Origin of the sequence: Pandoraea commovens, assembly GCF_024704525.1 — a bacterium.
Taxonomy (GTDB): domain Bacteria; phylum Pseudomonadota; class Gammaproteobacteria; order Burkholderiales; family Burkholderiaceae; genus Pandoraea; species Pandoraea commovens.
The window spans coordinates 4135809-4162200 of record NZ_CP102780.1; the positions used below are offsets into that span (position 1 = coordinate 4135809).

21 protein-coding genes, 1 tRNA gene and 1 riboswitch are annotated in these 26392 nt (G+C 63.2%); of the genes, 10 read left to right on the forward strand and 12 right to left on the reverse strand.

From position 1 onward, the window contains the following. Positions 1-7: 7 nt before the first annotated feature. Both guaD and NTU39_RS18615 read left to right on the forward strand, forming a co-directional pair. A complete protein-coding gene (gene guaD / locus NTU39_RS18610) occupies positions 8-1345 on the forward strand; it encodes a guanine deaminase (protein ID WP_150666463.1) in 1338 nt (445 codons plus the stop codon). A 269-nt stretch (positions 1346-1614) separates the two neighbouring features. Next, a riboswitch (yybP-ykoY riboswitch) is annotated at positions 1615-1799 on the forward strand. A gap of 13 nt (positions 1800-1812) precedes the next feature. After that, a complete protein-coding gene (locus NTU39_RS18615; protein ID WP_257958263.1) occupies positions 1813-2370 on the forward strand; it encodes a TMEM165/GDT1 family protein in 558 nt (185 codons plus the stop codon). 75 nt (positions 2371-2445) lie between these two features. Here the strand turns inward: NTU39_RS18615 and NTU39_RS18620 are convergent, their stop codons facing one another. After that, the gene (locus NTU39_RS18620) at positions 2446-3054 is read right to left on the reverse strand and encodes a DUF4136 domain-containing protein (RefSeq protein WP_150740104.1); all 609 of its coding nucleotides are present in this window, start codon (positions 3052-3054) and stop codon (positions 2446-2448) included. 234 nt (positions 3055-3288) lie between these two features. Here NTU39_RS18620 and pepN point away from each other — a divergent pair, with 234 nt between their 5' ends. Then, on the forward strand, positions 3289-6000 hold the full coding sequence (gene pepN, locus NTU39_RS18625) for an aminopeptidase N (RefSeq protein WP_257958265.1): 2712 nt from the start codon (positions 3289-3291) through the stop codon (positions 5998-6000). A gap of 36 nt (positions 6001-6036) precedes the next feature. On the opposite strand, the gene NTU39_RS18630 is transcribed toward pepN, so the two are convergent. Next, on the reverse strand, positions 6037-6633 hold the full coding sequence (locus NTU39_RS18630; RefSeq protein WP_150666459.1) for a hypothetical protein: 597 nt from the start codon (positions 6631-6633) through the stop codon (positions 6037-6039). 379 nt (positions 6634-7012) lie between these two features. Here NTU39_RS18630 and NTU39_RS18635 point away from each other — a divergent pair, with 379 nt between their 5' ends. Continuing rightward, positions 7013-7936 (forward strand): LysR family transcriptional regulator, encoded by a 924-nt coding sequence (locus NTU39_RS18635; RefSeq protein ID WP_257958266.1) that lies wholly within the window; start codon positions 7013-7015, stop codon positions 7934-7936. Between the two features lie 44 nt (positions 7937-7980). Here the strand turns inward: NTU39_RS18635 and NTU39_RS18640 are convergent, their stop codons facing one another. The 4 genes from NTU39_RS18640 to NTU39_RS18655 form a co-directional block, all read right to left on the reverse strand. Further along, positions 7981-8574: a class I SAM-dependent methyltransferase gene (locus tag NTU39_RS18640; RefSeq protein WP_150666531.1), complete on the reverse strand. Its 594-nt coding sequence runs from the start codon at positions 8572-8574 to the stop codon at positions 7981-7983. A 91-nt stretch (positions 8575-8665) separates the two neighbouring features. Then, positions 8666-10084, reverse strand: coding sequence for an MFS transporter (locus tag NTU39_RS18645; RefSeq protein WP_257958267.1), 1419 nt, complete (start codon positions 10082-10084; stop codon positions 8666-8668). A 295-nt stretch (positions 10085-10379) separates the two neighbouring features. Beyond that, positions 10380-12338: an aconitase family protein gene (locus NTU39_RS18650; RefSeq protein WP_257958268.1), complete on the reverse strand. Its 1959-nt coding sequence runs from the start codon at positions 12336-12338 to the stop codon at positions 10380-10382. Between the two features lie 114 nt (positions 12339-12452). Next, the gene (locus tag NTU39_RS18655) at positions 12453-13328 is read right to left on the reverse strand and encodes a LysR family transcriptional regulator (RefSeq protein ID WP_505557878.1); all 876 of its coding nucleotides are present in this window, start codon (positions 13326-13328) and stop codon (positions 12453-12455) included. 207 nt (positions 13329-13535) lie between these two features. Here NTU39_RS18655 and NTU39_RS18660 point away from each other — a divergent pair, with 207 nt between their 5' ends. From NTU39_RS18660 to NTU39_RS18670, 3 genes are all read left to right on the forward strand, one after another. Next, positions 13536-14819 carry an aspartate carbamoyltransferase gene (locus NTU39_RS18660; protein WP_039402605.1) on the forward strand — a complete coding sequence of 428 codons (1284 nt, stop codon included), beginning with the start codon at positions 13536-13538 and terminating at the stop codon, positions 14817-14819. A 159-nt stretch (positions 14820-14978) separates the two neighbouring features. Further along, positions 14979-15992, forward strand: coding sequence for a class 1 fructose-bisphosphatase (locus tag NTU39_RS18665; RefSeq protein ID WP_039397012.1), 1014 nt, complete (start codon positions 14979-14981; stop codon positions 15990-15992). A 190-nt stretch (positions 15993-16182) separates the two neighbouring features. Further along, positions 16183-16258 (forward strand) — tRNA-Thr (locus NTU39_RS18670). Between the two features lie 153 nt (positions 16259-16411). Here NTU39_RS18670 and NTU39_RS18675 read toward each other — a convergent pair. Next, positions 16412-17071 (reverse strand): DUF1415 domain-containing protein, encoded by a 660-nt coding sequence (locus tag NTU39_RS18675; protein WP_257958271.1) that lies wholly within the window; start codon positions 17069-17071, stop codon positions 16412-16414. Positions 17072-17229: 158 nt separating this feature from the next. Here NTU39_RS18675 and NTU39_RS18680 point away from each other — a divergent pair, with 158 nt between their 5' ends. The 3 genes from NTU39_RS18680 to NTU39_RS18690 all read left to right on the forward strand — a co-directional run bounded on the left by NTU39_RS18680 (position 17230) and on the right by NTU39_RS18690 (position 21601). Further along, on the forward strand, positions 17230-18417 hold the full coding sequence (locus tag NTU39_RS18680) for an ankyrin repeat domain-containing protein (protein WP_257958272.1): 1188 nt from the start codon (positions 17230-17232) through the stop codon (positions 18415-18417). A gap of 260 nt (positions 18418-18677) precedes the next feature. Next, positions 18678-20180 carry an ankyrin repeat domain-containing protein gene (locus NTU39_RS18685; protein WP_257958273.1) on the forward strand — a complete coding sequence of 501 codons (1503 nt, stop codon included), beginning with the start codon at positions 18678-18680 and terminating at the stop codon, positions 20178-20180. A gap of 218 nt (positions 20181-20398) precedes the next feature. After that, complete coding sequence (locus tag NTU39_RS18690) at positions 20399-21601, forward strand: globin domain-containing protein (RefSeq protein WP_150666109.1); 1203 nt, start codon at positions 20399-20401, stop codon at positions 21599-21601. 97 nt (positions 21602-21698) lie between these two features. Here the strand turns inward: NTU39_RS18690 and NTU39_RS18695 are convergent, their stop codons facing one another. Genes NTU39_RS18695 through NTU39_RS18715 form a run of 5 tightly spaced genes read right to left on the reverse strand, consistent with a single transcriptional unit; the run spans position 21699 to position 26295 of the window. Then, positions 21699-22526, reverse strand: coding sequence for a phosphodiesterase (locus NTU39_RS18695; RefSeq protein ID WP_150666108.1), 828 nt, complete (start codon positions 22524-22526; stop codon positions 21699-21701). Between the two features lie 7 nt (positions 22527-22533). Next, entirely contained in the window at positions 22534-23577 is a 1044-nt protein-coding gene (locus tag NTU39_RS18700) for an ABC transporter ATP-binding protein (protein WP_150666107.1), read from the reverse strand. A 14-nt stretch (positions 23578-23591) separates the two neighbouring features. Beyond that, positions 23592-24395 carry an ABC transporter permease gene (locus NTU39_RS18705; RefSeq protein ID WP_039402597.1) on the reverse strand — a complete coding sequence of 268 codons (804 nt, stop codon included), beginning with the start codon at positions 24393-24395 and terminating at the stop codon, positions 23592-23594. A gap of 5 nt (positions 24396-24400) precedes the next feature. Next, positions 24401-25225, reverse strand: a complete 825-nt coding sequence (locus NTU39_RS18710; RefSeq protein WP_039397005.1) for an ABC transporter permease — start codon at positions 25223-25225, stop codon at positions 24401-24403. 56 nt (positions 25226-25281) lie between these two features. After that, on the reverse strand, positions 25282-26295 hold the full coding sequence (locus tag NTU39_RS18715; RefSeq protein WP_150666106.1) for an extracellular solute-binding protein: 1014 nt from the start codon (positions 26293-26295) through the stop codon (positions 25282-25284). Between the last annotated feature and the right edge of the window lie 97 nt (positions 26296-26392).

The window sequence follows — 26392 nt, forward strand, 5'->3', positions numbered from 1 at the left end:
CCCGCTAATGTCCACCACAAACACGACGCCGCAGGCCCTGCGCGCCGTCCGCGCGCAACTGGTCTACTTCACGCACGATCCGGCGCGCGCCTATCTCGATGGCACGCCGGGCACCGTTCACCACACGGACGGGATCGTCGCGTTCGAGAACGGCCGCATCACGGCCGTCGGCGACTACGCCAAGGTTGCGCCGACGCTGCCCGCCGGCACACCCATCGAGGATCTGCGCGACAAAGTCATCACACCGGGCTTCATCGACACGCACATCCACTATCCACAGACGGATATGATCGCGTCGCCCGCGCCGGGGCTGCTGCCCTGGCTCGAGAAGTACACGTTCCCGACCGAGCGCCGTTTCGAGAATCCGGAATACGCGGCGGATGTTGCCCAGTTCTTCCTCGACGAATTGCTGCGCGGCGGCACCACGAGCGCATTGGTGTACTGCACGGTGCACCCCGGCTCGGCCGACGCGTTTTTCAAGGAAAGCGACTCGCGCAACCTGCGCATGATCGCGGGCAAAGTGATGATGGATCGCAACTGCCCCGAGTTCCTGCGCGACACGGCCGAGACCGGCGCACGCGACAGCGAAGCGCTGATTCAGCGCTGGCACAACAAGGGGCGTCAGCTGTATGCGCTCACGCCGCGCTTTGCGCCGACCTCGACCGAGGCGCAGCTCGGCGTGTGCGGCGAACTTGCCGAACAGTATCAGGACGTGTTCATCCAGAGCCACGTCGCCGAGAACACCGACGAAGTCGAATGGGTACGCTCGCTGTTCCCCGGTCATCGCAGCTATCTCGACGTCTACGATCACTACAAGCTGCTGCGCAAGCGCGCCGTGTACGGTCACTGCATCTGGCTCGACGAGCATGATCGTCGCCGTATGTTCGAGACGGGAACGGTGGCCGCGCATTGCCCGACGTCCAACCAGTTCCTCGGTAGCGGCCTGTTCGACTTTGCTGCTGCCGAAGCGACGCGCATGCCGGTCACGCTCGCGACCGACGTGGGCGGCGGCTCCACGTTCTCGATGTTGCAGACGATGAACGAAGCGCACAAGGTCGCGCGTCTGTCGGGGTATCACCTCTCGGCCGAACGCATGTTCTACCTCGCGACCGAAGGGGCTGCACACGCGCTGGATCTGCACGGCACCATCGGCACGCTCGCCGTGGGCGCCGAGGCCGACTTCGTGGTGCTCGATCCGAAGGCGACGCCGTTGCTCGCGCGTCGTACGGCGCTGGCGGAGTCGCTGGAGGAATTGCTGTTCGCGTTCGCCATGCTCGGTGACGATCGCGCGATTGCCAAGACGTATGCCGCTGGCAAGCCGGTCCATCACCGCGCGGCCGCTTGATGGAATGATGGCCTGATGCGCTGATCGCAGTCGTTGCACCGATCCGGTCTGCTGGCGCATGCCGCAGGCCTGATGTCTTACGCGAGGCGTGGGCGTCGTCGCTCTGGCGACGCGCGCGCCCTCGCGGTCGCCGACCGTGCGCAAGGGGCAAACGGTCGGGGATCTCCTTGGGCAGCCGATGGCTGCCCTTTTTTGCATTGCGTCGCCGGTTACCGCGATGTCACGGAACCGTCGCTTGCGCGATAGCCCTGCGCCGATGCTATAATCCGCCTCGATTCATTGGGGAGTAGCCGCCCTGTCATAGACATCAGTCTTCGGCAGGGGCGTACGTCAACAGACTTGGCCGGTTCCGGCTATGGCGTGCGCAGCCCTCGGGCCTGGCGAGACCGATGACGATGCTTCCGCCACCCGGGCCGGGACGCATTGTCATTGGCTCGCATGTACACGGCCCGGCGGAGAAAAATAAGGTGTCCCCATTCCTCGTATCGACCGGTGTGGTCGCGCTTGCCGAAATCGGCGATAAAACCCAGTTGTTGTCCCTTGTGCTCGCTGCGCGCTTCAAGAAGCCCGTACCGATCATTCTCGGCATTTTCGTCGCCACGCTCGTCAACCACGGCTTTGCCGGGGCGGTCGGCGAATGGCTGTCGACGGCCATCAGTCCCGCCATCATGAAATGGGCCGTCGTGGCTTCCTTCATCGGCATGGCGATCTGGATTCTCATACCCGACAAGCTCGACGACGAAGAGGCCGACACGCGTCGCAAGTTCGGCGTATTCCTCTCGACCGTCATCACGTTCTTCATCGCCGAGATGGGCGACAAGACGCAGATCGCGACGGTCATGCTCGCCGCGCGCTATCAGGACTTCTTCGGTGTGGTGGCGGGTACGACGCTCGGCATGATGCTCGCGAACGTGCCTGCCGTGCTCGTCGGCCACAAGTTCTCGGGACGCCTGCCGACCCGCGCCGTGCATGCCGTGGCGGCCGTGATTTTCCTCGTGCTCGGCGTCATCACGCTGATGCAGTAATGATCTCGCCATCACTTCGGTAAACGAAAAAGACCGGCCTGGGATCGGCCGGTCTTCTTTGCATCAATCACACCTTCACTGCCCGACTTTTTGCTGGACGTTGACGGTTTGCCCGCTCGGGAACGGCAGTTGCTTGAGCGCCGCGTCGATCAGAAACGGCATGGCCGAGGCCATCGACGTTCCGGCATCGCTCGTTTCGGCCTGCACGCGATACACCTCCTTGCCCGTCGGACGGTCCGTAAAGCGCAGTTGCAAGCCAGCCAGGCCGTATGGGTAATCGCGCTGGATGTACGCCGGCGGCGCGCCGTACGGATAACCGTACCAGCCCCACGGACGCCCCCACGGTCCCCAAGGACCGGGGGCGAACATCGGGTCGTAGGCCGGTTCCGTCACGCGCATCACCTGCTGCGTAATGCCGTAGGACATGCCGATCAGATAGTGCGCGCTCGACGGGCTTTGCTCACTGAAACCGTCCCCCGCGAGACGCGTGCGCAGCCACTGCTCGTATGTCGCATGCTCCTGATTGTTCTGCTGCTCGGGGGTGCGCGTGAGCGCATACGTGCGCGGCCCCTCGAAGCCCGGCGAAGTGCCGAACGCCGTGACCTGGCTGGTCACCGTGCTGGCACATCCGGCCAGTAACACGCTGGCGACGGCCAACGTCGCCATTCCCCATCGTTTCCACATGATTCTGTACTCCCGATTCCGAAACCCGCTGTAGACGCCTCGGTGCCGCTGCGCCTCATCAGCCTCATTGGTCATTTTGTTGCGACGATTTAAGCATAGGACGGCATCTCGCGCACATCCGAATCGTTTGACGGTTGCGTTGAACGAAAATTCAGCAAATTGTCGGCTCGGACACTAAGCGCGCGCCACTCCGTTACAATTTGTGAATCCTTGGCCGTCCGCACATTACCGTCCATGCTCAGAACCGACCTCGCAGGTGTCATCCAACGCTCCGACTATACGCCCCCGGCGTATCTGATCGACACCGTCCAACTCGACTTCGACCTCGCCCCCGACGTGACCACCGTGACCAGCCGATTGCGCATCCACCGCAATCCGGCCGGCCCCGGCGGCGACCTCGAACTGGTGGGCCAGGGCTTGCAACTGGTCAGCCTCGAAATCGACGGCAAGCCGTGGTCCGGCTATCGCACCGGCGAAGAATCGCTCACCGTCGTTGCACCGCCCGAAACGTTCGAACTTACGCTGGTCACCCGCTGCCGTCCGCAAGAGAACACGTCGCTCATGGGGCTGTACGTCTCCGGCGGCAACTTCTTCACGCAGTGCGAAGCCGAGGGCTTCCGCAAGATCACCTACTTCCTCGACCGTCCGGATGTAATGGCGACGTACACCGTGACGCTGCGCGCCGACCGCGAGGTGTATCCGGTGCTGCTCGCCAACGGCAATCTGATCGACAAGGGCGATCTGCCGGACGGCCGCCATTTCGCCGTCTGGGACGACCCGTTCAAGAAGCCGAGCTATCTGTTCGCGCTAGTCGCCGGACGTCTGGTTTGCCGTGAGGAACGCATCGTCGCTGGCGACGGCCGCGAGAAGCTCCTCCAGGTCTGGGTGCAGCCGCAGGATCTGGACAAGACCGAACACGCCATGCATTCGCTCGTCAACTCGATCCGCTGGGACGAGGAGCGCTTCGGCCGTGTGCTCGATCTCGATCGCTTCATGATCGTCGCCGTGAGCGACTTCAACATGGGTGCGATGGAGAACAAGGGCCTGAACATCTTCAACACGAAGTACGTGCTGGCCGACGCCGCCACGGCGACGGACGACGATTTCGGCAACATCGAAGCGGTCGTGGGCCACGAGTACTTCCACAACTGGACCGGCAACCGCGTGACCTGCCGCGACTGGTTCCAGTTGAGTCTCAAGGAAGGTCTGACGGTGTTCCGCGATCAGGAATTCTCCGCCGACATGATGGGCTCCGAGTCGGGCCGCGCAGTCAAGCGCATCGACGACGTGCGCGTGCTGCGTCAGGCGCAGTTCCCGGAAGACGCCGGTCCGATGGCCCACCCGGTGCGCCCCGAGAGCTACGTCGAAATCAACAACTTCTACACGGTTACCGTTTACGAGAAAGGCGCCGAAGTCGTGCGCATGTATCAAACGTTGCTCGGCCGTGACGGCTTCCGTCGCGGCATGGACCTGTACTTCGAGCGTCACGACGGTCAGGCCGTCACGTGCGACGACTTCCGCGCCGCAATGGCCGACGCCAATCAGCGTGACCTCACACAGTTCGGCCGCTGGTATAGCCAGGCTGGCACGCCGCGTGTGACGGTCGATGCCGTCTACGACGAAGCCGCCCACACGTACACCCTCACGCTCACGCAACGTTGCCCGAAGGTCGGCGTCGAGTTGCAGGTCGAAACGCTCGTCAAGCAACCGTTCCACATTCCGTTCGCCGTGGGACTGCTCGATCGCGACGGCCGCGACATGGTGCTGCGCCTCGACGGTGAAGCGGCCGATGCACCGGCATCTACCACGCGCGTGCTCGACTTCACGCAGGAGCGTCAGAGCTTCACGTTCGTCGACGTCGCTCACACGCCGATGCCGTCGCTGCTGCGCGGCTTCTCGGCACCGGTGATCGTCGAACACGAGTACACCATCGACGAACTCGCGTTCCTGATGGCGCACGACAGCGATCCGTTCAACCGCTGGGAAGCCGGACAGCGTCTCGCGACGCGTCAGTTGCTCGCCCTCGTCGAATCGATTCAGATGGGCCAGTTGCCGAGCGTGGACAGCTATGTACTCGAAGCCTTCCGCCAGGTGCTGCGCGACGAAACGCTCGATCCGGCGTTCCGCGCGCAGGCGCTCACGCTGCCCGCTGAGTCGTATCTCGGCGAGCAGATGACGGAGATCGATCCGGCCGCCATTCATGCGGCGCGTCAGTATCTGCGTCAACGTCTGGCCGCATCGCTGCATACGGAATGGCTCGCGGCGTATCACAACCATCGTGTGCCGGGCCCGTATCAGCCCGACGCAGCATCGGCCGGTGAGCGTGCGCTCAAGAACCTCGCCCTGTCGTATCTGATGGAACTGTCCGACGCCGGCGTGGCGCAAACCGCCCGCACGCAATACGACACGGCCGACAACATGACCGACCGCTTCTCCGCGCTCACCGCGCTGGTACAACGCGGCGGTGCGGCACGCGAAGGCGACGCAGCTCATGGCCCGAACCACGCCGCCGAAGCGCTTGTGGACTTTTATCAGCGCTTCGAGAACGAACCGCTCGCCATCGACAAGTGGTTTGCACTTCAGGCGATGCAGCGTGGCGACGGCAGCCACTGTGTGATCGATGCGGTGCGCGCGCTCATGGGGCATCCGGCCTTCACGCTGAAGAATCCGAACCGCGCCCGCTCGCTGATCTTCAGCTTCTGCAGCGGCAATCCGGCGCAGTTCCACGCCACCGACGGTTCGGGCTATCAGTACTGGGCCGAGCAGGTGCTGGCGCTCGATGCGCTCAACCCGCAGGTCGCCGCCCGACTGGCGCGCGTGCTCGACCGCTGGCGCAAGTACACGCCCGCGCTGCGCGAGCGTATGCGTGACGCCTTGCAGCAAGTGGCGCAGCATCAGGCGCTGTCGAAAGACGTGCGCGAGATCGTCGAGAAGGCGCTCGCCTGATCGATGTCAAAGGCATGCGGCCGGGGGCGATCACCGTCACGGCCGCATGACTTCGAAGTACCCGCAGGTAAGGCAAAGTTTGTAAGGCCAGCGCGGCCCCGCACCGATCAACGGCCGCAGCGCCGGCACCGGAATCACCACATCCTCGAACGTCCCGCCCATGAGAAAGTTGGCGGGATCGTTGCATAACGTCACCTTTCCGCTCATCGCACTGACAGTGATGTGCACATCCTGTCCCGGATAGGCGGGCGGGTCGCGAAACGTCAGTTGATAGATCATCATCACGTCGGCGTCCGGCGGACTCTCGACCTCGTAGGTGCCGTTGCGCAGGTGCGAGCGAAACGTGAGGCGCAGCGACTCGTCGAACGCCGAGTGAGACGCAACCGGTGAGCGTACTTCCGCACGCACACTCCACCAGTGGGGCGAGCCATCCACGACATCCAGCCGCACGTCGACAGGCAGAAAACGCCGCTTTTCCTCGCCGTCGTAGCACCACGACTTCATGCAGCCGTCGTAGTGCAACGCTGCGCGTTCCGGCGTTCCCTGCTCGTCGATCATCACCCTTGGATAGCGGCTGTCGACGGAAACTGGCGGCACGAGATCACCGCGCGAAAGGAGAATGAACTCATCCATGCGCTACCTCCCGACTTCTGCTCTGCAATTCCGAGTCGTTGCCGCGAGCGTGTCTTGCCGTCACCCGCATAGGCGCGCAACTTGCTATTTCTTGTTTCTCTCATGCATGCGCGCCATTTGGAGCGCAGTCTAGTCAACGCGATGCAATTGCGCACCTGTCAACCCTGACAGGTGCTGCGTCGCCCCCTCCCTTCCAAAGCACCTGTCGCACCATTGAAAGGCGCCCACGCCGATTCAGTCGAGGCCAACGTCGCGCTGTGCGCGGCGGTCGGCTGCACGCCTATGCACGACAAGCCGGGTGCGTGAGCCTCTGGCAGTATCCTGGGTGCGCGTGTATTATCAAAACGAACGTTTTTTACATTTTCGATTAATTTTGCTCATGCAACGCACCCCTATCGAACTTCGTCACTTGCAGACCTTGTTGGCGTTGCGCGACACCGGCAGCGTCTCTCGCGCGGCGTTGTGGCTTCACCTGACGCAATCCGCTCTGTCGCATCAGATCAAGGCATTGGAGGATTTCTACGGCTTGCCGCTGTTCATCCGCAAGTCGGCCCCGCTCGTGTTCACTCCGGCGGGGAAGCGCTTGCTGGCGCTCGCGGAAGACGTCGTCCCCGCCGTCGACGAAGCGGGGCGCGATCTCACCCGGCTCGCTCAGGGGACACAGGGGACATTGCGCATCGCCGTGGAATGCCATACGTGCTTCGACTGGCTGATGCCCGCGATGGATGCGTTTCGTCAGCGCTGGCCGGAAGTGGAACTGGACATCGTGTCGGGCTTTCATGCCGACCCGATCGGGCTGCTGCATCAGGACCGCGCGGATCTGGCGATCATCTCCGAGCATGAGGAAGGCGAAGCGGTGGACTTCCATCCATTGTTCCGCTTTCAGATGATGGCGCTCATGGCGAACGACCATCCGCTTGCTGCCAAGTCGCATGTCGACGCCGAGGATTTCCGTGACGAGACGCTCATCACCTATCCCGTGCCCGACGACATGCTCGACATCGTGCGACAGGTGCTGCGCCCGGCGGGCATCGAGCCGACACGCCGCACGACCGAGCTGACGGTGGCGATCCTGCAACTGGTGGCGAGCCGTCGCGGGCTGGCCGCACTGCCGCTGTGGGCGATTACCGGCTATCTGGAGCGTCGTTACGTGAGCGCACGGCCCATCACGCCGCAAGGGCTGACGGCCGAACTGTGGGCCGCCACGCTACCGGCAACAACGGCACGCCCGTACATCGGCGAATTCGTCTCGATCATGCGCGAGACAAGTCTGCTGACGTTGCCAGGCATCGAGTTGATCTGACGACGTGTGCGGGCGGAGCGAAACCTCCGCCGTGTTGCCAGTCGTCAGGCGGGGCGCCGCACGATCAGGCGGCAGACGCGCCTGCCTGAACTCGCACTCGTGACGTCTTCTTCATGGAGCACAACGCCCTCATGCAGCGCTGCGCGAACGACTGCGGGATCAAACGCGCTATAGAGACGGCCGTCGTCGTGGCGCAGATCGGCCCCTTCAGTCACGCGCCACGACACGTAGAGCACACCGCCCGGACGCACCAGCGTCCATAACCGATCTGCGGCCTGAGCCACCTCATCTACCGGCAGATGCATCAGTACCGTCTCGCAGATCACGTTGTCGAACTGCGTCGTCACGCTTTCCATCGACGGCAAACGGTCGACGTGAAACATCACCCACGGGAAGGTCTTGCGCGCGAGCGCCACAAGCGCCGGTGAGGCGTCGTAGCCTGCGACGTCGAAACCTTGACGAGCGAGCCATGCGGCGTCGCGCCCATTACCGCATCCCACGTCGATTGTCCGGCCGCCCGGAACGAAATGACGGACAAGCAGTGCGTACATATCGTCCGGCGGCGGTTGCTCCAGCCAGTCCTCGCTGTAGCGTTCGGCATTGGCCTCATAGGCCGCTTCGGTCTGCAAATCCGCCATGATCGGGATCTCGGGTATGCGGTGAGCGGTCGCGCCACGAAGCGACGGGGAATCGCCCTCGTCGGCGCGATGCATGTCTTACTGCAATGTCTTACTGCGAAATCTTCTCCAGCGCGATGTCCTTCGTGCGCGGCCCCATCAGACCGATGGCGAGCATGACGACCAGCATGGCGCAAGAGATGAAAGCGAACACGCCGGTCACGCCGAAATTGCGCAGCACCGACGCGATCAGGAACGCCGTGAAAATCGCCGAGAAGCGGCTCCACGAATAGACGAAACCCACCGCACGTGCGCGAATGCCCGTGGGGAACAACTCCGTCTGATACGCGTGATAGCTGTACGACATGATGTTGTTCGCAAGCGTCAGGCCAATGCCCATCGCGATCAGCATGACCGACCACGTGACCTGCGAGAACACCATCCCGCACACGATACCGATACCGGCCGTCCACACAATGGCGTGCTTGCGCTCGACCTTGTCGGCCATCCATAGCCCGATCAGCGGGCCGACCGGTGCGGCCAGCGCGATCACGCTCGAATATGCGAGACTCGTCGTCACCGTGATGCCCTGTTTGATGAGCAGCGTCGGCACCCAGTTCGCAAAGCCGTAGAAGCCGACCGTCTGGAAGATGTTGAACAGAATCATCATGATGGCGCGCTTGCGATACGGCGGCACCCACATGTCGCGAAACGCGCTCTTGGGCACGACCGGCTCCGGCACGCCCGGCGCAGGCAGCGGCTTGCCGTACTCGCGCTCGACCTTGGCTTCGAGCGCCGAAAGCACACGCTCCGCCTCATCCAGACGCCCCTTCTGCGCGAGCCAGCGCGGGCTCTCCGGCAGAGCACGGCGAATCCACCAGACGAACACCGCACCGTGCGCGCCGATGAGCACCACCCAGCGCCAGCCTTCCAGACCGAGGAATTCGCGCGGCACGAGCCAATACGCGAGCAGCGCCACGACCGGCACCGCCGTGAAACCGACGGCCTGTTCGCACGCGAAGGCGCGCCCGCGAATCTGCTTGGGCACAAGCTCCGCGATGTAGGTGCCGATCGTCACCAGCTCCACGCCGATGCCGAGGCCGACCACGAAGCGCCAGAAGTTCACGCCGGTGGCCGTCTCCTGAAACGCCATGATGACGTTGGCGACGGTGTACCAGAGCAGCGAGCCGGTGAACACCGCGCGACGCCCGAAGCGGTCGGCGAGAAAGCCGCACGCAATGGTGCCGATGAATAGGCCCGAGAACAGCGCGGCGATGAAACTCGCCACACCGGTCGTGCCGAACAGGCCCGGTGTCGTGGGCGTGAGGATGCCGCTTTTCACCAGACCCGGTGCGATGTAACCGGTATAGAGCAAGTCGTAGAGTTCGAAGAAGAAACCGAGACTGAGCAGCACCACCAGTTTCCAGACAGTGCGGGTCGGGGGCAGACGGTCGAGTCGTGCGGAAATGTCGCCTGCGGTCAGGCGGGTTGCCGCTGTCGTTGCTTGAGCGGCGCGAGGCATGGAAGGCATTGATACGTCGGGGGATGGCATGGAAATCGTCTCCGGGCCCGTTCGGTCATGGCCGAACTGCTCACAGTCCGACGTCTCTTCGGACATCGGATACACCATGAATCGACAGGCGCGAGGCCGAAATTGTGCCACGAATGACACCGCGCCAGTCACCTTTGCCACGTACTACGAAAAATTGCGATGTTCACCAACAACAGCACAGCCTCTTTCCGATGTGACGGTGCGCAGCACATCGTATCGAATCGTCGATGTGCTGCGGCATGCGTCGCACACAGCGAAACCGTCGCAACGCGCGTTACTGCAATGCCGTCGCTTTCAATTCGTCGAAGCTGACGATGCGCCCCGCCAGCGCGCTCGCCGCGACCGTATACGGACTCGCGAGCCAGACGCTGCCCGGCCCCGAGCGTCCCGGGAAGTTGCGGTTGATCGCGCTGATCGTGACCTGCGCCGCCGACGTCGATTGCCCCGGCCCGCAGTTCGCACACGCGCCGCAGCCCGGCATGATGAGCGTCACGCCCGCTTCTTCGAACGTCTTCAGATAGCCTTGCACCTCGCAGTAGGCGCGCACGTCCATCGTGCCGAATTGCAGGAACAGCGACCGCCCCTGTGCGACGCGCAGTCCGTGGGCGACACCCCACGCGAGCACGTCGTGATAAGCGTCGAAGTCGTCGCGCTTGCCTGCGGTGCAGGAACCGCCGTAGGCGATGTCGATGGCGACGGGAGCGTCCAACTCGGCGAGCGCCACGCCGTTGCCGGGGTCGCCCGGACGCGCGAGCATTGGCGTGAGCGCGGCGGCATCGATGCGGATCACGTCGCGATAGCGCGCACCGACGTCGCTCGTCATCCACGGTTCGAGCGTGAAGTCGATGCCTCGCCGCTCCTTGAGGAACGCCACCGTTTTCTCATCCGGTGCGACGATGCCGGTAAAGCCGCCCAGCTCGGCCACCATATTGGTGAGCGTGGCGCGCTCGTCGACCGACATGGCCCGTACGGCACTCCCCGCATATTCGAAGACGAGGCCGATGGCGCCGCCGCTTCGGATGGCGTCGAGGCGCAGCAGATGCAGCACGACGTCCTTGGCCGTCACACCCGGCGCGAGGTCGCCGTCGATCTCGATGCGCAACGTCTGCGGCACCTTGCAGCGCACGTAGCCCGTCACCCAGCTGTTCGCGATGTCCGTAGCCCCCGCGCCGAACGCGAGGCAACCGAGCGCGCCCGCGTGCGGCGTATGCGAGTCGGTACCGATCACGATCTGGCCGGGCAACGCGTAGCGCTCGGCCATGAGCGCGTGGCAGATGCCGTCGGCACCGTGTTCACCGTCGTCTGCGAGTTGCCCGTGCGCCAGCACCGGATAGCGCGCGACGAACTCGCGATGACCGCTAGTCAGATTCGCGACACCGGGCAACAGCCCTTGCGAGACGTGCGGGAAACTCTGCGCCGCGAGCACCAGATGGTCCTGAAACGCGATGATGCGCGCCGGATCGTGCAGCGCCGCCGGTTCACCGAATGCACGATGCATCAAATGCGCGCACATCCCCGTGAAGTAATCATGTGAGAAACGCCAGTCGACGCGCACGAACACGCCGTCGCCATGCTCGGCACCCGGCGTGGCCGGATGCAGGCGGCGCGCCATGATCTTTTCTACGAGGGTGCGGGGCGACTGGGTTGGCGTCGTCGCTGCGTCGTCATGCGCACGCGGCGCAGGCCACTCCGCAAACTTGCTGTACGCGAGCAGACCGCCGCTGCGGATGATCTGCTGCGTGAGGGCATCGCGCCCCTTGAGAAATTCGGTAATCGGAATGGCTTCGCCCGCGAGAATGCGGTCGAGCACACCGAAATCGGTCGTCGTCAGAATGCCGATGTTGTCGCAGTTCTGCTGATAGATGCGCTCGAAGCTCTCGGCAACGATCAGACGGATACCCGCCGACAACTCCGCCAGCGGGCTCGACTCACGCGACGAGCCCTTGCCATAGCGCTTGCCAGCGACGGTGACCTGAAAACCACCGCGACGCACCTCGTGCTCGCCCACGGGCATCTCGTTTCCCGCTTTGAAACCGACGTACGGATAGCGACCGAGTCGCTCGTCGTACGTCAGCATGACGGTGACGGGCGTGATTTCGTCCGTTGAAACGTTGTCGCGCAGCACGCCAGCCTCGGCGCGCGTGACGGACTCGCCCGACAACTGGCGGCGCACGATGGCCGGGTCGTCGGACAGAAACAGCACGCGGCCATCGAAACGAATGATGTCTTCCATGCGGCATTCACCTCCGGAAGACAGCATAGCGGCCGTGTCGTCGTCCTGCCGTGCCGTCTCGGCAAGGCGGGCGTGACCGATGGCGAAGGAGGGAAAGCGTGGGCGCCTGGGTGCTTAAAGGCTCTCTGGGCTCTGTGGGCTCTGTGGGCTCTGTGCACCCTGTCCTTGCGCGAGGAAATTCACCACGGCCGACGCCGTCGCACTGAGTTGCTCACGCGACGGGAAGACCAGCCAGAGCTGACGATGCGCCCACTCGTCCGTGAGCGGGCGCACCACGATGTCCAGCTTGCCGACGTACAACTGCCCCACCTGCTCGGGGGCGATGGCGATGCCAAGTCCGGCGTGAGCCATGCGGCACAGCGCGTCGAGGCTGGAGACGCGGATCTTGATCCGCAACGACTCACCGGCTGCACTCGCCTGCTGACGCAGCATCTGCGTGAGCGCGCTGTTGCCCTGAAGCCCCACAAGCGTTTCGCCGACGCACGCGGAAAACGGAATCTCGCCGGTACGCGCCGCAAGCGGATGCCCCGCGGGCAGAATCACCGCGAGCCGGTCGCGGCGGTACGGCACCATCGTGAACGCTTCAATGCCTTCGACGGCATTGCAGATGCCCACGTCCACCGCGCGCTCGGCCACGCGTTGCAGCACTTCGTTGCTGTGCTGTTCGTCGAGCTCGACATCCACGGCGGAAAAGACACGCCCGAACGCCGCCAGATCTTCCGGCAGGAACTGCACAATGGCCGACAGATTGGCCGCAATGCGCACGCTGCCGCGCGCGCCTTCATGGAATTGGGACAGCTCGGCACCCAGCGATTCGATCGTGCCTAGAATACGTTCAGCGTAACGGCGTACCGTCTCGCCCACCGGCGTGACGGTGATGCCGCGCTGGTGACGCTGAATAAGCGGGAGTCCCACGATGGCTTCGATGTCGGCAATGCGACGGCTGATCGCGGAAGGCGCGATGAATTCGCGCTCGGCAGCACGCGCCATGCTCCGCTCCTGGCAGACGGCCACGAAAAGACGCAAAGAAGTGAGGTCAAGCTTGCGGAGAAGGTTTTCCATACCCGTACGGCAATACACCGGAAATGCCGGAAACGCCCGGCTGGCGCGGCCCCGCGAGGGGCACGTCTTTTGCTGGACAAACAACGAATCGACGCCTATTATACGCATCGCGTACACATTCCTGCCGACCCGACCATGAGTGCACAGCAGACTTTCCTGCGCGACGCGATGCGTCGCCTGAACATGACCCGCGACACCTTCGCCGAGCGCATCGGCGTTCGTCGGCGCGCCCTCGACACCTGGCTGCTGCCCGAAGATTCCAGCGAATATCGCACGATGCCGAGCATCGTGGAGAAATTCGTCGGTGAAATTCTCGGTCGCGAAGCGCCGTCTGCGGAATCTACGCAAAGCGCACACAAGCCGCTGCGCGAACGCATGGGCCTCGACGGCAAGCCGCATCTGATCTCCGTTGATCAGTTCTCGCGCGATTCGCTGGAAGAATTGTTCCACGTTGCCGACATCATGCAACCGATCGCGCGCCGCCAGAAGATCTCGCGCGTGCTCGAAGGCGCAGTGCTCGGCAATCTGTTCTTCGAAGCCAGTACCCGCACCCGCGTGAGCTTCGGCTCCGCCTTCTGCCGCCTCGGCGGCTCGGTGTGCGACACGACCGGCTTCACGTTCTCGTCGATGGCCAAGGGCGAATCGATCTACGACACGAGCCGTGTCATGAGCGGTTACGTCGACGCGCTTGTCGTGCGTCACCCGGAAAAGGGCTCGGTCGCCGAATTCGCACGCGCGACGAACATCCCCGTCATCAACGGTGGCGACGGCCCGGGCGAACACCCGAGTCAGGCCATTCTCGATCTGTACACCATCGGCCGCGAGTTCTCGCGTCTGGGCAAGCTGGTCGACGGCGCCCATGTGGCGATGGTCGGCGACCTGCGCTACGGCCGCACGGTGCACTCGCTGATCAAGCTGCTCGCGCTGTATCGCGGCTTGAAGTTCACGCTGATCTCGCCGCCGTCGCTGGAAATGCCGACGTACATTCTCGACCAGATCTCGCAGAACGGCCACGTCATCGTGCAGAGCAATTCGCTCGCCGATCTGGCCGGTGCGGACGTGGTCTACGCGACGCGCATCCAGAAGGAGCGCTTTGCCGACGAGGCCATCGAAGGCTACACGCCGGACTTCCAGATCAACGAAGCGCTGATCAACCAGTACTGCGATAGCCGCACGATCATCATGCACCCGCTGCCGCGAGACAGCCGCCCGGGCGCAAACGATCTGTCGACTGACCTGAATCACGATCCGCGTCTGGCCATCTTCCGTCAGACGGACAACGGCATTCCGGTGCGCATGGCGATCTTCGCGATCCTGCTCGGCGTGGACAAGCAAGTCCAGCACAGCATGCGCGATGCCGCCTGGCGCTCGCCGTCGCACATCGGTCCGGACGACGCGCTGTTCGACGGCCTCGACTGATTTCGCACGCCGCGAACGCATCGGAGAAATCCGAATCGTTCGTCGGATGATGCCGATACTGCACTGCCCCCAAGGATTTTTCGCGGGGGCAGTGTCGCTTTACGAGTAAAATTGCGGGCATCTCGATATGTACGCTTTTTCGCTTTCCCGGAGGCCCACATGCGGCGCAAGACCCTTACCCAATATCTGATCGAACAGCAGCGGGAATTCAACAACATTCCTGCCGAACTTCGTCTGCTGATCGAAGTCGTCGCACGTGCGTGCAAGTCCATTAGCCACGCCGTGTCCAAGGGCGCGCTCGGTGGTGTGCTGGGCAGCGCCGGCAGCGAGAACGTGCAGGGCGAAGTTCAGAAGAAGCTCGACGTGATTTCCAACGAGATCATGCTCGAAGCGAACGAATGGGGTGGCCATCTGGCGGCGATGGCTTCGGAAGAGATGGAAGACGTCTTCCACATTCCGAACCGCTATCCGCAAGGCGAATACCTCCTGATGTTCGACCCGCTCGACGGTTCGTCGAACATCGACGTGAACGTGTCGATCGGCACGATCTTCTCGGTGCTGCGTTGCCCGGAAGGCGTGACGGATCCGACCGAGAAGGACTTCCTGCAACCGGGCACGCAGCAAGTGGCGGCCGGTTATGCGGTATACGGTCCGCAAACTGTGCTGGTGCTGACGACGGGTCATGGCGTGAACTGCTTCACGCTCGATCGCGAGATGGGCTCGTGGGTGCTGACGCAGGAAGGCATGCGCATTCCGGAAGACACCAAGGAATTCGCGATCAACATGTCGAACGAGCGTCACTGGTATCCGCCGGTGCAGCGTTACATCGGCGAGTTGCTGCAAGGCAAGGAAGGCGTGCGCGGCAAGGACTTCAACATGCGCTGGATCGCGTCGATGGTGGCGGACGTGCATCGCATTCTGACGCGCGGTGGTGTGTTCATGTATCCGGCCGACAAGCGCGATCCGGACAAGCCGGGCAAGCTGCGCATCATGTACGAAGCGAACCCGATGAGCTTCCTCGTCGAGCAGGCGGGCGGCGCGGCCACGAACGGCACGCAGCGCATTCTCGACATTCAGCCGCAGAAGCTGCACGAGCGTGTTGCAGTGTTCCTCGGCTCGAAGAACGAAGTCGAACGTGTGACCGGTTATCACCACGAAGCCGACAAGAAGTAAGCGATGTAAAGACGCGGATTCGTCGTCGCGAAGACGATGCAATGTCGTGAAAATTTTTTCGCGGCGACGGAAGCGCAGGATTTCTGAAATTTCAATGATTTACGCGTGACTGACGCAGTCACAGCGAAAAATCTTCGAAAAAAGTAGTGACAAATCCGTAAAGTCTGCTAATATCTCACTTCTTCGCAGCGCCGGAGTAGCTCAGTCGGTAGAGCAGCTCATTCGTAATGAGAAGGTCGGGGGTTCGATTCCTCTCTCCGGCACCAGCGACTTACTCAGTCCCTGGTGATGCAAGCAAGACGAAGTACTCAGCAGTCAACAGAAAAGCCGCCCGATTATGTCGCGCGGCTTTTTTGTTTTTCGGCGTATCGCTAATACCGGAGAGAGGAATCGAATCCTCCCCCTCTCCGCAGTCCTCATCACTTTGCGGCGTTACCTTCGTCAGCATCGATGGCATTGTCGTTCGCACCGTCTTCGTCTTCGGCGGGTTGCGCCATCCATTCGTGGTAGCCCGCGACACCCATCTTGCGCATCAGCGCCTCGTTACGTTCGTAAATCGTTTCCGCTTCCGGGAAGGCTTCCACCGCGCGGTCGATGCTCGCTTCGCGCAGTAAATGCAGTATCGGATACGGCGAGCGGTTCGTGAAGTTCTCGGCGTCGTCCGGATCGGTGCCTTCGAATTGATAGTCCGGATGGAAACTCGCGATCTGTAGTTCGCCTTCGAGCTGCAACTGCTTGAGCATCCGCTCGGCAAAGAACAATGCGTCGTTGTACTCGTGGAAGTCGAGCAACGCGTCCGGCACGATCAGCAGCGTCGTATCGACCGCTTGCGGGTCGGCCTGCGCCAGCCACTGCAACTCCCTCTCCAGATCGAGCAGCACGCCCTCCATATCGCGCGCGGCGCTCACGACATACCGGATCTGATCCTTGACGTGCACCGCCTTCGCAAAGGGGCAAAGGTTCAGGCCGATCACGGCGCGCGTGAGCCAGTGGCGCGTCGCCGCAATCACGGCCTCGTTGTCCTGCGTCTGCAACGGGTTCGTGGCGGACGCGGCGTCTGGAATGTTTTTCTCCGTCATACAAATGCGTGGCGATGATTCATGAATACCGCATTGTAGTGCGGCATTCGCACCGCGTCGGCATGTCCGTCTTGGAGAACCCGACGGGGCGAATGCCAAAACCAGCACCCGGCGTGTGCGCGACCATGCGGCTTCTTCACGCCACGCGTCCAACGACCATGCCCGGTACCCCGCCCATCACTACCAGTGCGCACAGCACCTACTCCCACAGTACGCGCGACAGCGTCCCCGCCTCTCATCCGCAGCCCGAAGGCCGTCATCTGTCGGCCACGTCGCTGGTCGACCTGCTCGACGTGCGACGTGGCTCGCTATACCGCACACAGGACATCTGGAACATGCTCGTCGATCCGCAGAGTTGTGCGGGGCGCGAGTTGCGTAGCGCTTGCGAAGCTGCGTCGCCGAACGGTCCGCTGTTTCTCGAAATGGTGACGCTGCTGACCATGCCCGAATCGGAGCGCACAGTGGACCGACTCACGGACGCGGGCGTCTTCCTCATTCCGGCGCGTGCCGGACATCTGCGCCCCGAAGACGCGGCCCTGCTACGCAGTAACGAAGGACTGCTCCTCTGGCTGCAATACGCCGCGACACCGACGGCTTACTTCAGGGTGTTCGACGGCTCCGACATCTTCGGTGCGACGTCCATGCACGACCGGACGCGTATTGCCAAGATTCTGCGGATTCTCGTAGCCTGCGGACGCGATCGCACCGCCGCCACGCCGTCGAATCCGTCCGACCTCCCCCCCATCAATCCGCTCTCTCATCTGTGCAGTCAGGTCGCGCCGCACTGGTTGCGTCGCGTGCTCGAACTCGGCGGCTGCCCGCATCAGATGAGCCAACGGGGCGTGCCGCTGATTGTGAACGCCATGCGTGCCGAAGCGATCCGGCTGCACCACGCCGGGCGAGACTTCATGTGCGCGCACACCTCACTTCGACAACTCGCCGAACTGCTCAAACGGCACGGCGCCGATCTGACACAACCGAACGGGCGCGGCGTGCCCGCTGTCGCGCTGCTCGCGTTTCACGGGCTGTGTGGTGCGGCCGAAGCGCTGCTCGCGAGCGGAGCCAGTCCAAATGCGATCGACCAGCATGGCAACACATTGATGCATCACCTGGCGCATGCCATTCACATGCGCGAGTCCCCAGCGCATACGGAAAACGCCAGGCTCGCTCATTACGTCCTGATCCTAGCCCTCCACCACGGCGGCAATCTGGATGTGCCGAACACAGCGGGACACACGGCCCGCTCATGCTTGCCCGAACCCACATTGCTCGGCCCGCAAGTCGACGACGCATTCCTCACGACCGTCCGCACAGCCGCCTTTCGTCGCATCAGAGCCCTTAGCTGACCTTCTCGCCCGACATGCCCATACCCTCAGTCACGCCCCACTCGATATCGCCAGCGACGCATCTAGGTTCCGTGAGCGACAGTGTTGCCTTGCCGGACGGCCTCACGCTCGAAGCACTCCTGCGCGCGCAGCGCGAGGCGCGTTGTACATCGCGCCAAGTGTGGGACATCTTGATGAGCCCTGCGACGGCCGCCGGCCGAGAACTCCACGACAGTTGTTCCTTAGCGAGACCGGAAAATCCCGGGGGACTGGTCTTCTCGATGTCCACGCTGTTTTGCACACCGGTGCAGCACAGAACCCTGAGCGATCTTGAAAATGCCGGTGTCTTCATTAACCGGTCAGCACGCGACGACCTCGAGCCGGATAACGCCGATCTGTTGCTAAGCGACATGGGCCTGCAACTCTGGCTCCGTTACGCAGCGGAGCCGTCCGCCTACCCTACGGTGTTCGTTGACGCACTCATGGCCAACGAATTCCCCACACTCCCGTCGCCGACCGTTTCCAATGCGTTGCGCGTGCTGATTGCGTGCGGTCGCGACAAGACCAACAACGTCCCGGTGTCCGAGCTCGCAGGAGACGTTCATCTGCCGCTGACCCATTTGTGCGGTCACGTTGCCGTGGAATGGTTGCCATCTCTATTGGACCTCGGTGCAGACGTCAATCAGGCGACAGCGAACGGCGTGCCGCTCATTGCCACGGCGATGGCCGCCGAAGCCGAGCGTCTGCATCTGAACGGTTGTGACCTGCTCGTGGCACACGATTCGCTCTTTCGTCTGGGAAAGATGCTCGTATCGCACGGTGCTGATCTCACACAACCGGCGCTCACGGGTTCACCTCCCGTTGTGCTATTGGCGTTCAACGGCTACTGCGCAGCGGCCGACGTTTTGCTCTCGCTGGGTGCCGCCTGCAGCACGGCGGAGGTCGGCCGTGACGGCAACACGCTCATGCATCAGCTCGCGGCCACCACACGGTTGCGGCCCTACTCGTTCTCCGCCTATTTTCTGTTCATCCTCGCCGTGCGCTACGGCGGCGATCCTGATCGAACCAACGACGCGGGCATCACCCCCGTCTCGCTCTTGCCGGACAGTCTTGTGAGTTACCTTCGTTTGACGCAGAAGATGGTGAAGCAGGCACGCGAGCGCGCCGTGCACGTCATTACCAACCCAGACACGCTACCCGGCAACGAGACGACGGAGAACGTGACCGCCGCCAGCGCCGCGATGATGCACGAAGCGAAGCGGTTGTGCGATGCCGGTCAAGACCCCTTGCTCGCGCACGAGGCGCTGTTTGCGCTGGCCGCGCGGCTCCAGCAACGCGGCATGGATCTGACCCAGCAGCATGCAGACGGCACACCGCCGGTGATTTGGCTCGCGTCGCGGGGCTTTTGCGGTGCAGCCGAGGTACTGCTCGCCCTTCATCCCGACTGCAACGCACCCGTGTACGAAGGCAACTCGATCATGCACTTCCTTGCCGCGACGACGCACCATCCACGCGATGCCATCTACGCCGATTACCTGCTCAACACGGCGTTGCGCTACGGCGGCGATCCGACCCGGCCCAACAACGCGGGCAACACAGCGCTCACCGCGCTTTCGTCCGAACGGGTTCGCTTCGTGCGCGCAGGCTTCTTCTTCATCGATCAGACACGCAAGCGCGCGGTGCAAATCGTCGAGCGCCGCCGTGCACCTCGTCTGGGACAACAACTGCCCTCACAGCAAGCTGCGCCAGCCGACCCGTTGCGACATTCCGCCGCAGCCATATAACATGCATTTAATTTGCATCTTATAATCACTCCGCCGGCCCCCTGAAAGTTGTTGTCGAGTTGTGCGAGTTGTCCATGATGTGAGCCCCGGGGACCGGCGACCGAATGCCGCACCGTGGACGCCCCAGAGCGTGAGCGTCCACGGTATCGATGAAACACCCACAAGTACGACCAAAAAGATGCATTTAATTTGCATCTTATAAATTCAGGAGTCTTGCCATGCTTTCCGCCGCATCCCGCCCCTACATCGACGCAAGCGTTCCGGTCTTGCGCGAACACGGTCTTGCGATCACGCGCCACTTCTACGCGAGCATGTTCGAAGCGCATCCTGAGTTGCGCAATCTCTTCAACATGGGTAATCAGGCAAGCGGTGCACAACAGCAGTCGCTCGCCTCCGCCGTCTTTGCATACGCTGCGAACATCGACAATGCGGCGGCCCTCGCCCCCGTGCTTGAGCGCATCGTTCACAAGCACGTCTCTGTCGGCATTACGCCGGCGCACTACCCGATCGTCGGACGTTATCTGCTCGCCGCCATCAAGGCCGTGCTGGGCGACGCTGCGACGCCTGAACTCATCGCCGCCTGGGACGAAGCCTACTGGCTGCTCGCGGGCGAACTGATCGCGGCCGAAGCGCGACTGTCCGAGCAATCGCGTGCACCGCTGGGCGCACTGCGCGAATTGGTCGTGGCCGACGTCGACCGCGAAACCGAACACGTCGTGTCGTACTACCTGCGCACGCCGGAAGGCGGCTCGCCGGGCGAGTTCGCACCGGGCCAGTACGTGAGCGTCGCCGTCACGCTGCCGGACGGCCTGCAACAGCGTCGCCAGTACAGCCTCTCGGACGCCCCCGAAGCCCCGCATTGGCGCATCACCGTCAAGCGCGAAGAAGCCAATGCATCGAAGCCCGAAGGGATGGTCTCGAACTGGTTGCACGCGAACGTCAAGGCAGGCGATCGCATTCTGGTCGGTCCGGCCTACGGCGAGTTCACGCTGCCGCAAGATTCCGCCCGTCCGCTCGTGCTGCTCAGCGCCGGCGTGGGGATCACGCCGATGATGTCGATGGTCGCAGCGCTGGCCGCCAAGGGCTCGCGTCGCGAAGTGCTGTTTGCCCACGCCGGTCGCAACGGCTCGCACGTGGCGCTGCGCCGTCATCTGGCGTTCGCCAAGACGCAGTTGCCGAATCTGCGCACCGTCACGTTCCTTGAAGTGCCGTTGAGCACGGACCGTGAAGACGTCGATTACACGCATGCCGGGCGCATGGACCTCTCGCGTCTCTCGCTGCCTGCCGACGCCGACTACCTGATGTGCGGCCCGTCCGCCTTCATGCAGACGCAATGGCGTGCCCTGCGCGACGCCGGTGTGCCCGCAGGACGCATGCGCCGCGAAGTCTTCGGGCCGGACGCTCTGGATCACCTGCTGTAATCCTTCGCAAACGTTTGTCACACCCGCAACGCAAAAGGCTCCCGAGGGAGCCTTTTTGCATGAGGGTATTTAGCGCGACATCGCTGCCGCAACCTGCTCAGTCGATCAACTTACCCGCCGCGTCATAGAACGGATGCGAACCGCCTGCGTCATCGACAAATGCGAGATGCGAGACGAGTCCCGTCTGCGGCGTGAATCGATGCAACTGGAACGACGGCGGATCCAGCACCCACGCGGACGGTCCGCCTTCGCGCAGATCGAGCGCGACCTGATGCGCAGGCGACGGACACACGCTTGCTACGGTGCCCGCAAAGCGCGTGTGAATCGGACGATGCACGTGACCGCAAATCACACGCTCCACGTTGTCGAAGCGGCGCACGATCGCGGCCAGCTTCACCGCATCGGCAGCGTCGAGCGCCTGAACGTCCATATGCTCGATGCCGCACGAGAACGGCGGATGGTGCATGGCGACGACCGTCGGCGTTTGCGTATCGCTAGCGAGCGTCGCTTCGAGCCATTCCAGACGCTCGTCGCACAACTTCCCGCCGCCATTGGGCGGATCCTGCGTATCGAGCGCCACGAGCCGCAACGGCCCGAACATGGCCGTGTATTGCACGAAGTCGCCCGGTTTGCCGAGATATGTGTGCTCGGGGAACACTTCGCGCAGCGCGTCGCGTCCGTCGTGATTGCCGATGACGAGGTAGTACGGGATTTCCAGCGGCGTGAGCAAACGGCGCAGATGCTCGTATTCCTCGCGCGCGCCGAAGTCGACGAGATCGCCCGTCAGCACGACGAAGTCGGGACGCGGCGTAAGCGTATTGAGACGTGCCACGCAACGCTCAAGATAAGCGGCGGTATCGACGCGGCGATAGGCCAGCTTGCCGGGGCGTTTGATGTGAAGGTCGCTGATTTGCGCGAACAGCATGAGCGGTTTATCCGTGAAGCGAAAAGACATGGGCGGCGGGCAGCGACAGGCCCACCTTATCGCCGACGCGGCACTCGCGACGGCTGGAAACTTCGACGAGCACCGCACCGGCCGTGGACACGCCACTGAGCGTCAGACGCGTGCGGTCGCCGAGGAACTGCACCTCTTCGACCTGCCCGGTCAGCGGGGCGTCGCCAGCGGGCACGACCATGGCGTCCTCGGGGCGGAAGTACAACTCCTGCACATCGGCACGCACGTTCGGGCATTCGACGCGACCGCCTTCCAGATGGAAGTGCCCGTCACGCCACACACCGGCCAGACGATTGAGCGTGCCGACGAAGTTCGCCACGTGACGCGACGCCGGTTGGTAATAGATGTCGCGCGGCGCGCCAATCTGTTCGATACGGCCCGCGCTCATCACCACGATGCGGTCGCCGAGCGCCATCGCTTCGTCCTGATCGTGTGTCACGTACACCGTCGTCACGCCCAGCCCGCGCAGCAGACGGTCCATGTCCGCGCGCACCGTCTCGCGCAGCTTGGCATCGAGGGCAGTGAGCGGTTCGTCGAGCAACAGCACACGCGGCTCCGGTGCGAGCGCACGCGCCAGTGCGACGCGCTGCTTCTGACCGCCGGAGAGCTGTGCGATCGCGCGGTCTGCGTAGGGCGTGAGATGCACCAGATCAAGCAACTCGTCCACACGCTTGTTGATCTGCGCCGAGGGCAGACCGCGCAACTTGAGACCGTACGCCACATTGCCGCGTACGGTGAAGTTCGGGAACAGGGCGTAATTCTGAAAGACCATGCCAACGCGACGCTTCTCGATAGGCAGGCGCGTGACGTCTTCGTCGCCGAAGCGAACGCGTCCGCCGGCGTCGGGGCGCTCAAGCCCGGCGATCATGCGCAGGGTCGTGGTCTTGCCGCACCCAGACGGGCCGAGCAGCACCAGCGTCTCGCCCGCACCGATCGTCAGATCGAGCGGCTGCAGGACGGTGTTGCCGTGAAACGTCTTGGCACAGCGTTCGAGATGAATGGGGATGGAAGTCAGTTTCATCGTCATATCCGTAATCAGGTGCGCCCGCGAGAATTGCGGACCTTTGCCCGTTGGGCCGTCATCTGCATGACGATGAGCAGCGGCACGATCAGCACGAAAAACACTGCCGTGTATGCGCTGCCGATCTCAAGACGCAGCGACGCGTAGGCGTCCGCCAGCCCCACCGGGAGGGTCTTGGTGTCGGGCGTGTGCAGCATCCACGTGAGGTTGAATTCGCCGAGCGAGAGCGTCACGACGATCAGCGCCGCCGCCACGATTTCGCCGCGGATGTTAGGCAGCACCACCGTCATGAAACGTCGCAGGAAGCTCGCGCCGAGACTCGCTGCGCCCTCCTCCATCATCTTGATGCGCGAGTCGGCGCAGGCCGCCGCCACCGCACGCACCATGAACGGCAGCGTGAAGATCACGTGCCCCACGACGATGAATGCCAGACTTTCGCGAAAGCCGCGCATGCCGCCGTACACGCTGATGAGCGCCAGCGCGCTCGCCAGTCCGGGCAGCGCGATGGGCAACGTGAGCAGTTCTTCGATCCAGCGCGCGAAACGGCTCTGCCAGCGGGCGAGCACGTAACCGGCGGGCACGCCGAGCAGCGCGACCAGCACCAATGTGGCGACGCCGACGTACAACGAATTCAGAATTGCGTCGTGATAGTCCTGCCAGACCTGAATCACCCACTTGAACGTGAGACCGGCCGACGGGCCACGGAAATAGTTCACCGACAGCCCGGCGAGAATCGACATCCCCACCGGTATCAGCAAGAACGCGCACATCAGCAGCGTGAGCAGCAGTTGCAGCGTGAAAAGGGTTTTCTTGAGCATGCGGATCAACCTCCGGCGGCGACAGCCTGCCCAGTGAAATTGCGGGCAAGCATCAGCACTGCCCACGTGACGATGCCGAGAATCACCGAAAGGGCCGCCGCCGTCGCCACGTTGGCGTTGAGCGTGAACTCGGTGTAGATGGTCATTGGCAGCACGTCGATGTCGGTGGCAAGCGTGAAGGCCGTGCCGAACGCGCCGACCGAGGTCGCGAAGCACATCGCGCCCGAGGCGATCAGCGCGGGGGCGAGCGCGGGCAGCGTCACGTCGCGGGCAATCGCGAAGGGCCCTGCGCCCAGCGACGACGCCGCTTCCGTGAGCGAATGATCGAGCGATTCCGCGGCGGCCATCACGGCCAGAATCACACGCGGAATCGAGAAATACAGATAACCGAGAAACAGGCCCGTGAGCGAGTACGCGAACACGACCTTGTGGCCGATGAGTTTCGACGTCAGATCGCCGATCAGACCCTGACGTCCCGCGAGCATGATGACCATGAAACCGACCACCACGCCGGGGAACGCCAGCGGCAGGGTCAACATCGACACGAGTGCCGATTTGCCCGGAAAGTCATGACGGGTGAGGAAGAGGCCCGCCACAAGCGACAACGCCAGAGTAGCCAGTGTGACAAGGGCCGACAGCACCACGGTTTGCCACAGGCTATCGAGATAACGCGCATTGGTGAGAATGGCGCGATAGGTCTCGAACGCGTGACCGTCGCCGCTTACCTGCACAAGTGCGGCCATCGGCAAAAGCCAGAAGGCCAGAAAGACCGCCAGTGCCGGTAGCAGAAGTGCCACGCGCCAGCCGCGCGGCAGAGTCAGGTCACGCATCGCTTGCTTTGCTCCTCTTCCTCGTTGGACATTACCGTGCGTTCAGTCGCGAGGACTTAGCGCACGTTCTTCAGATACTGCTGACCGAACGCGTCCTGCTGTGCGGCAAGCTTTTGCAGATCGACCGGCTTCACGCGGGCATAGTCGGAAGCAGGCAGGAACTTCGCGGCGACGTCGGCGGGCATGGTGCTGGCGCGAACCGGACGCAGGAACGCTTGCGCCCAGTGGGCCTGGCCCTTGTCCGACAGCGTGTAATCGATCACCTTCTTGCCGTTGTCGGCGTGCGGCGCGTTCTTCACAAGCGCAATCACGTACGGCAGCGACACCGAACCTTCCATCGGAATCACGAACTGCACGTTGGCGCGGTCCTTGTAGATGGCGCGGTAAGCGTTGAAGTCGAAGTCGATCAGGATGGGGATTTCACCCGAGAGCACGCGGGCATATGCCGTTTGCTTCGGCACGATCGGCGCGTTGGCCTTGAGCTTCTGGAAGAAGCTGATGGCCGGGCCGAAGTTGTCCATCGAACCGCCGAGCGCCTGGTTGGCGGCAATCGCGGCCGCGTAGCCTGCGAAGGCGCTGCTCGGGTCCAGATAACCCACCATGCCCTTGTATTCCGGCTTGAGCAGGTCGGCCCACGAACGCGGCACCGGCTTGCCTTCCAGGGCATCGCGGTTCACGAAGAAGCCGACCGTACCCGAGTGGATCGTCGTCCACATGCCGTTCGGATCCTTCAGGTTGGCAGGCACCTGATCCCAGTTTGCAGGCTTGTACGGCGCGAGCAGGCCCTTCTTCGCCGCTTCGATAGCCGACGTGATGCCCAGATAGACGATATCGGCGACCGGGGCCTTCTGTTCGGCGATCAGCTGAGCGACCGCTTGTCCCGAGTTCTTGTTGTCCAGCGGCACACGAATGCCGGTGTCTTGTGCAATCGACTTGACCTGACCGGCCCAGTCCGCCCATTCCGGCGGGCAGTTGTAGCAGATCGCCGTCTGCTGGGCATGCGCGGCGCCAGCGCCGAGCAAGGTGAACAACGCCAGCGTGCGAGCGGCGCGGGTGATCCAAAGCTTCATTTCTGGGCTCCTGAAAGTCTGAGCGTTGGCGGCACGCGTGTGCCGCCGCAGGTTACGTTTCTACCGTGTGGTACAGGCCTTGCGGCCCGATGCCTGA

Bases quoted from the DNA above. Each gene is read 5' to 3' on its own strand.
- guaD (WP_150666463.1), top strand. From the start codon at position 8: ATGTCCACCACAAACACGACGCCGCAGGCCCTGCGCGCCGTCCGCGCG.
- NTU39_RS18620 (WP_150740104.1), bottom strand. From the start codon at position 3,054: ATGTGGAAACGATGGGGAATGGCGACGTTGGCCGTCGCCAGCGTGTTA.
- pepN (WP_257958265.1), top strand. From the start codon at position 3,289: ATGCTCAGAACCGACCTCGCAGGTGTCATCCAACGCTCCGACTATACG.
- NTU39_RS18630 (WP_150666459.1), bottom strand. From the start codon at position 6,633: ATGGATGAGTTCATTCTCCTTTCGCGCGGTGATCTCGTGCCGCCAGTT.
- NTU39_RS18635 (WP_257958266.1), top strand. From the start codon at position 7,013: ATGCAACGCACCCCTATCGAACTTCGTCACTTGCAGACCTTGTTGGCG.
- NTU39_RS18640 (WP_150666531.1), bottom strand. From the start codon at position 8,574: ATGGCGGATTTGCAGACCGAAGCGGCCTATGAGGCCAATGCCGAACGC.
- NTU39_RS18645 (WP_257958267.1), bottom strand. From the start codon at position 10,084: ATGCCTTCCATGCCTCGCGCCGCTCAAGCAACGACAGCGGCAACCCGC.
- NTU39_RS18650 (WP_257958268.1), bottom strand. From the start codon at position 12,338: ATGGAAGACATCATTCGTTTCGATGGCCGCGTGCTGTTTCTGTCCGAC.
- NTU39_RS18655 (WP_505557878.1), bottom strand. From the start codon at position 13,328: ATGGCGCGTGCTGCCGAGCGCGAATTCATCGCGCCTTCCGCGATCAGC.
- NTU39_RS18660 (WP_039402605.1), top strand. From the start codon at position 13,536: ATGAGTGCACAGCAGACTTTCCTGCGCGACGCGATGCGTCGCCTGAAC.
- NTU39_RS18665 (WP_039397012.1), top strand. From the start codon at position 14,979: ATGCGGCGCAAGACCCTTACCCAATATCTGATCGAACAGCAGCGGGAA.
- NTU39_RS18675 (WP_257958271.1), bottom strand. From the start codon at position 17,071: ATGACGGAGAAAAACATTCCAGACGCCGCGTCCGCCACGAACCCGTTG.
- NTU39_RS18680 (WP_257958272.1), top strand. From the start codon at position 17,230: ATGCCCGGTACCCCGCCCATCACTACCAGTGCGCACAGCACCTACTCC.
- NTU39_RS18685 (WP_257958273.1), top strand. From the start codon at position 18,678: ATGTCCACGCTGTTTTGCACACCGGTGCAGCACAGAACCCTGAGCGAT.
- NTU39_RS18690 (WP_150666109.1), top strand. From the start codon at position 20,399: ATGCTTTCCGCCGCATCCCGCCCCTACATCGACGCAAGCGTTCCGGTC.
- NTU39_RS18695 (WP_150666108.1), bottom strand. From the start codon at position 22,526: ATGCTGTTCGCGCAAATCAGCGACCTTCACATCAAACGCCCCGGCAAG.
- NTU39_RS18700 (WP_150666107.1), bottom strand. From the start codon at position 23,577: ATGAAACTGACTTCCATCCCCATTCATCTCGAACGCTGTGCCAAGACG.
- NTU39_RS18705 (WP_039402597.1), bottom strand. From the start codon at position 24,395: ATGCTCAAGAAAACCCTTTTCACGCTGCAACTGCTGCTCACGCTGCTG.
- NTU39_RS18710 (WP_039397005.1), bottom strand. From the start codon at position 25,225: ATGCGTGACCTGACTCTGCCGCGCGGCTGGCGCGTGGCACTTCTGCTA.
- NTU39_RS18715 (WP_150666106.1), bottom strand. From the start codon at position 26,295: ATGAAGCTTTGGATCACCCGCGCCGCTCGCACGCTGGCGTTGTTCACC.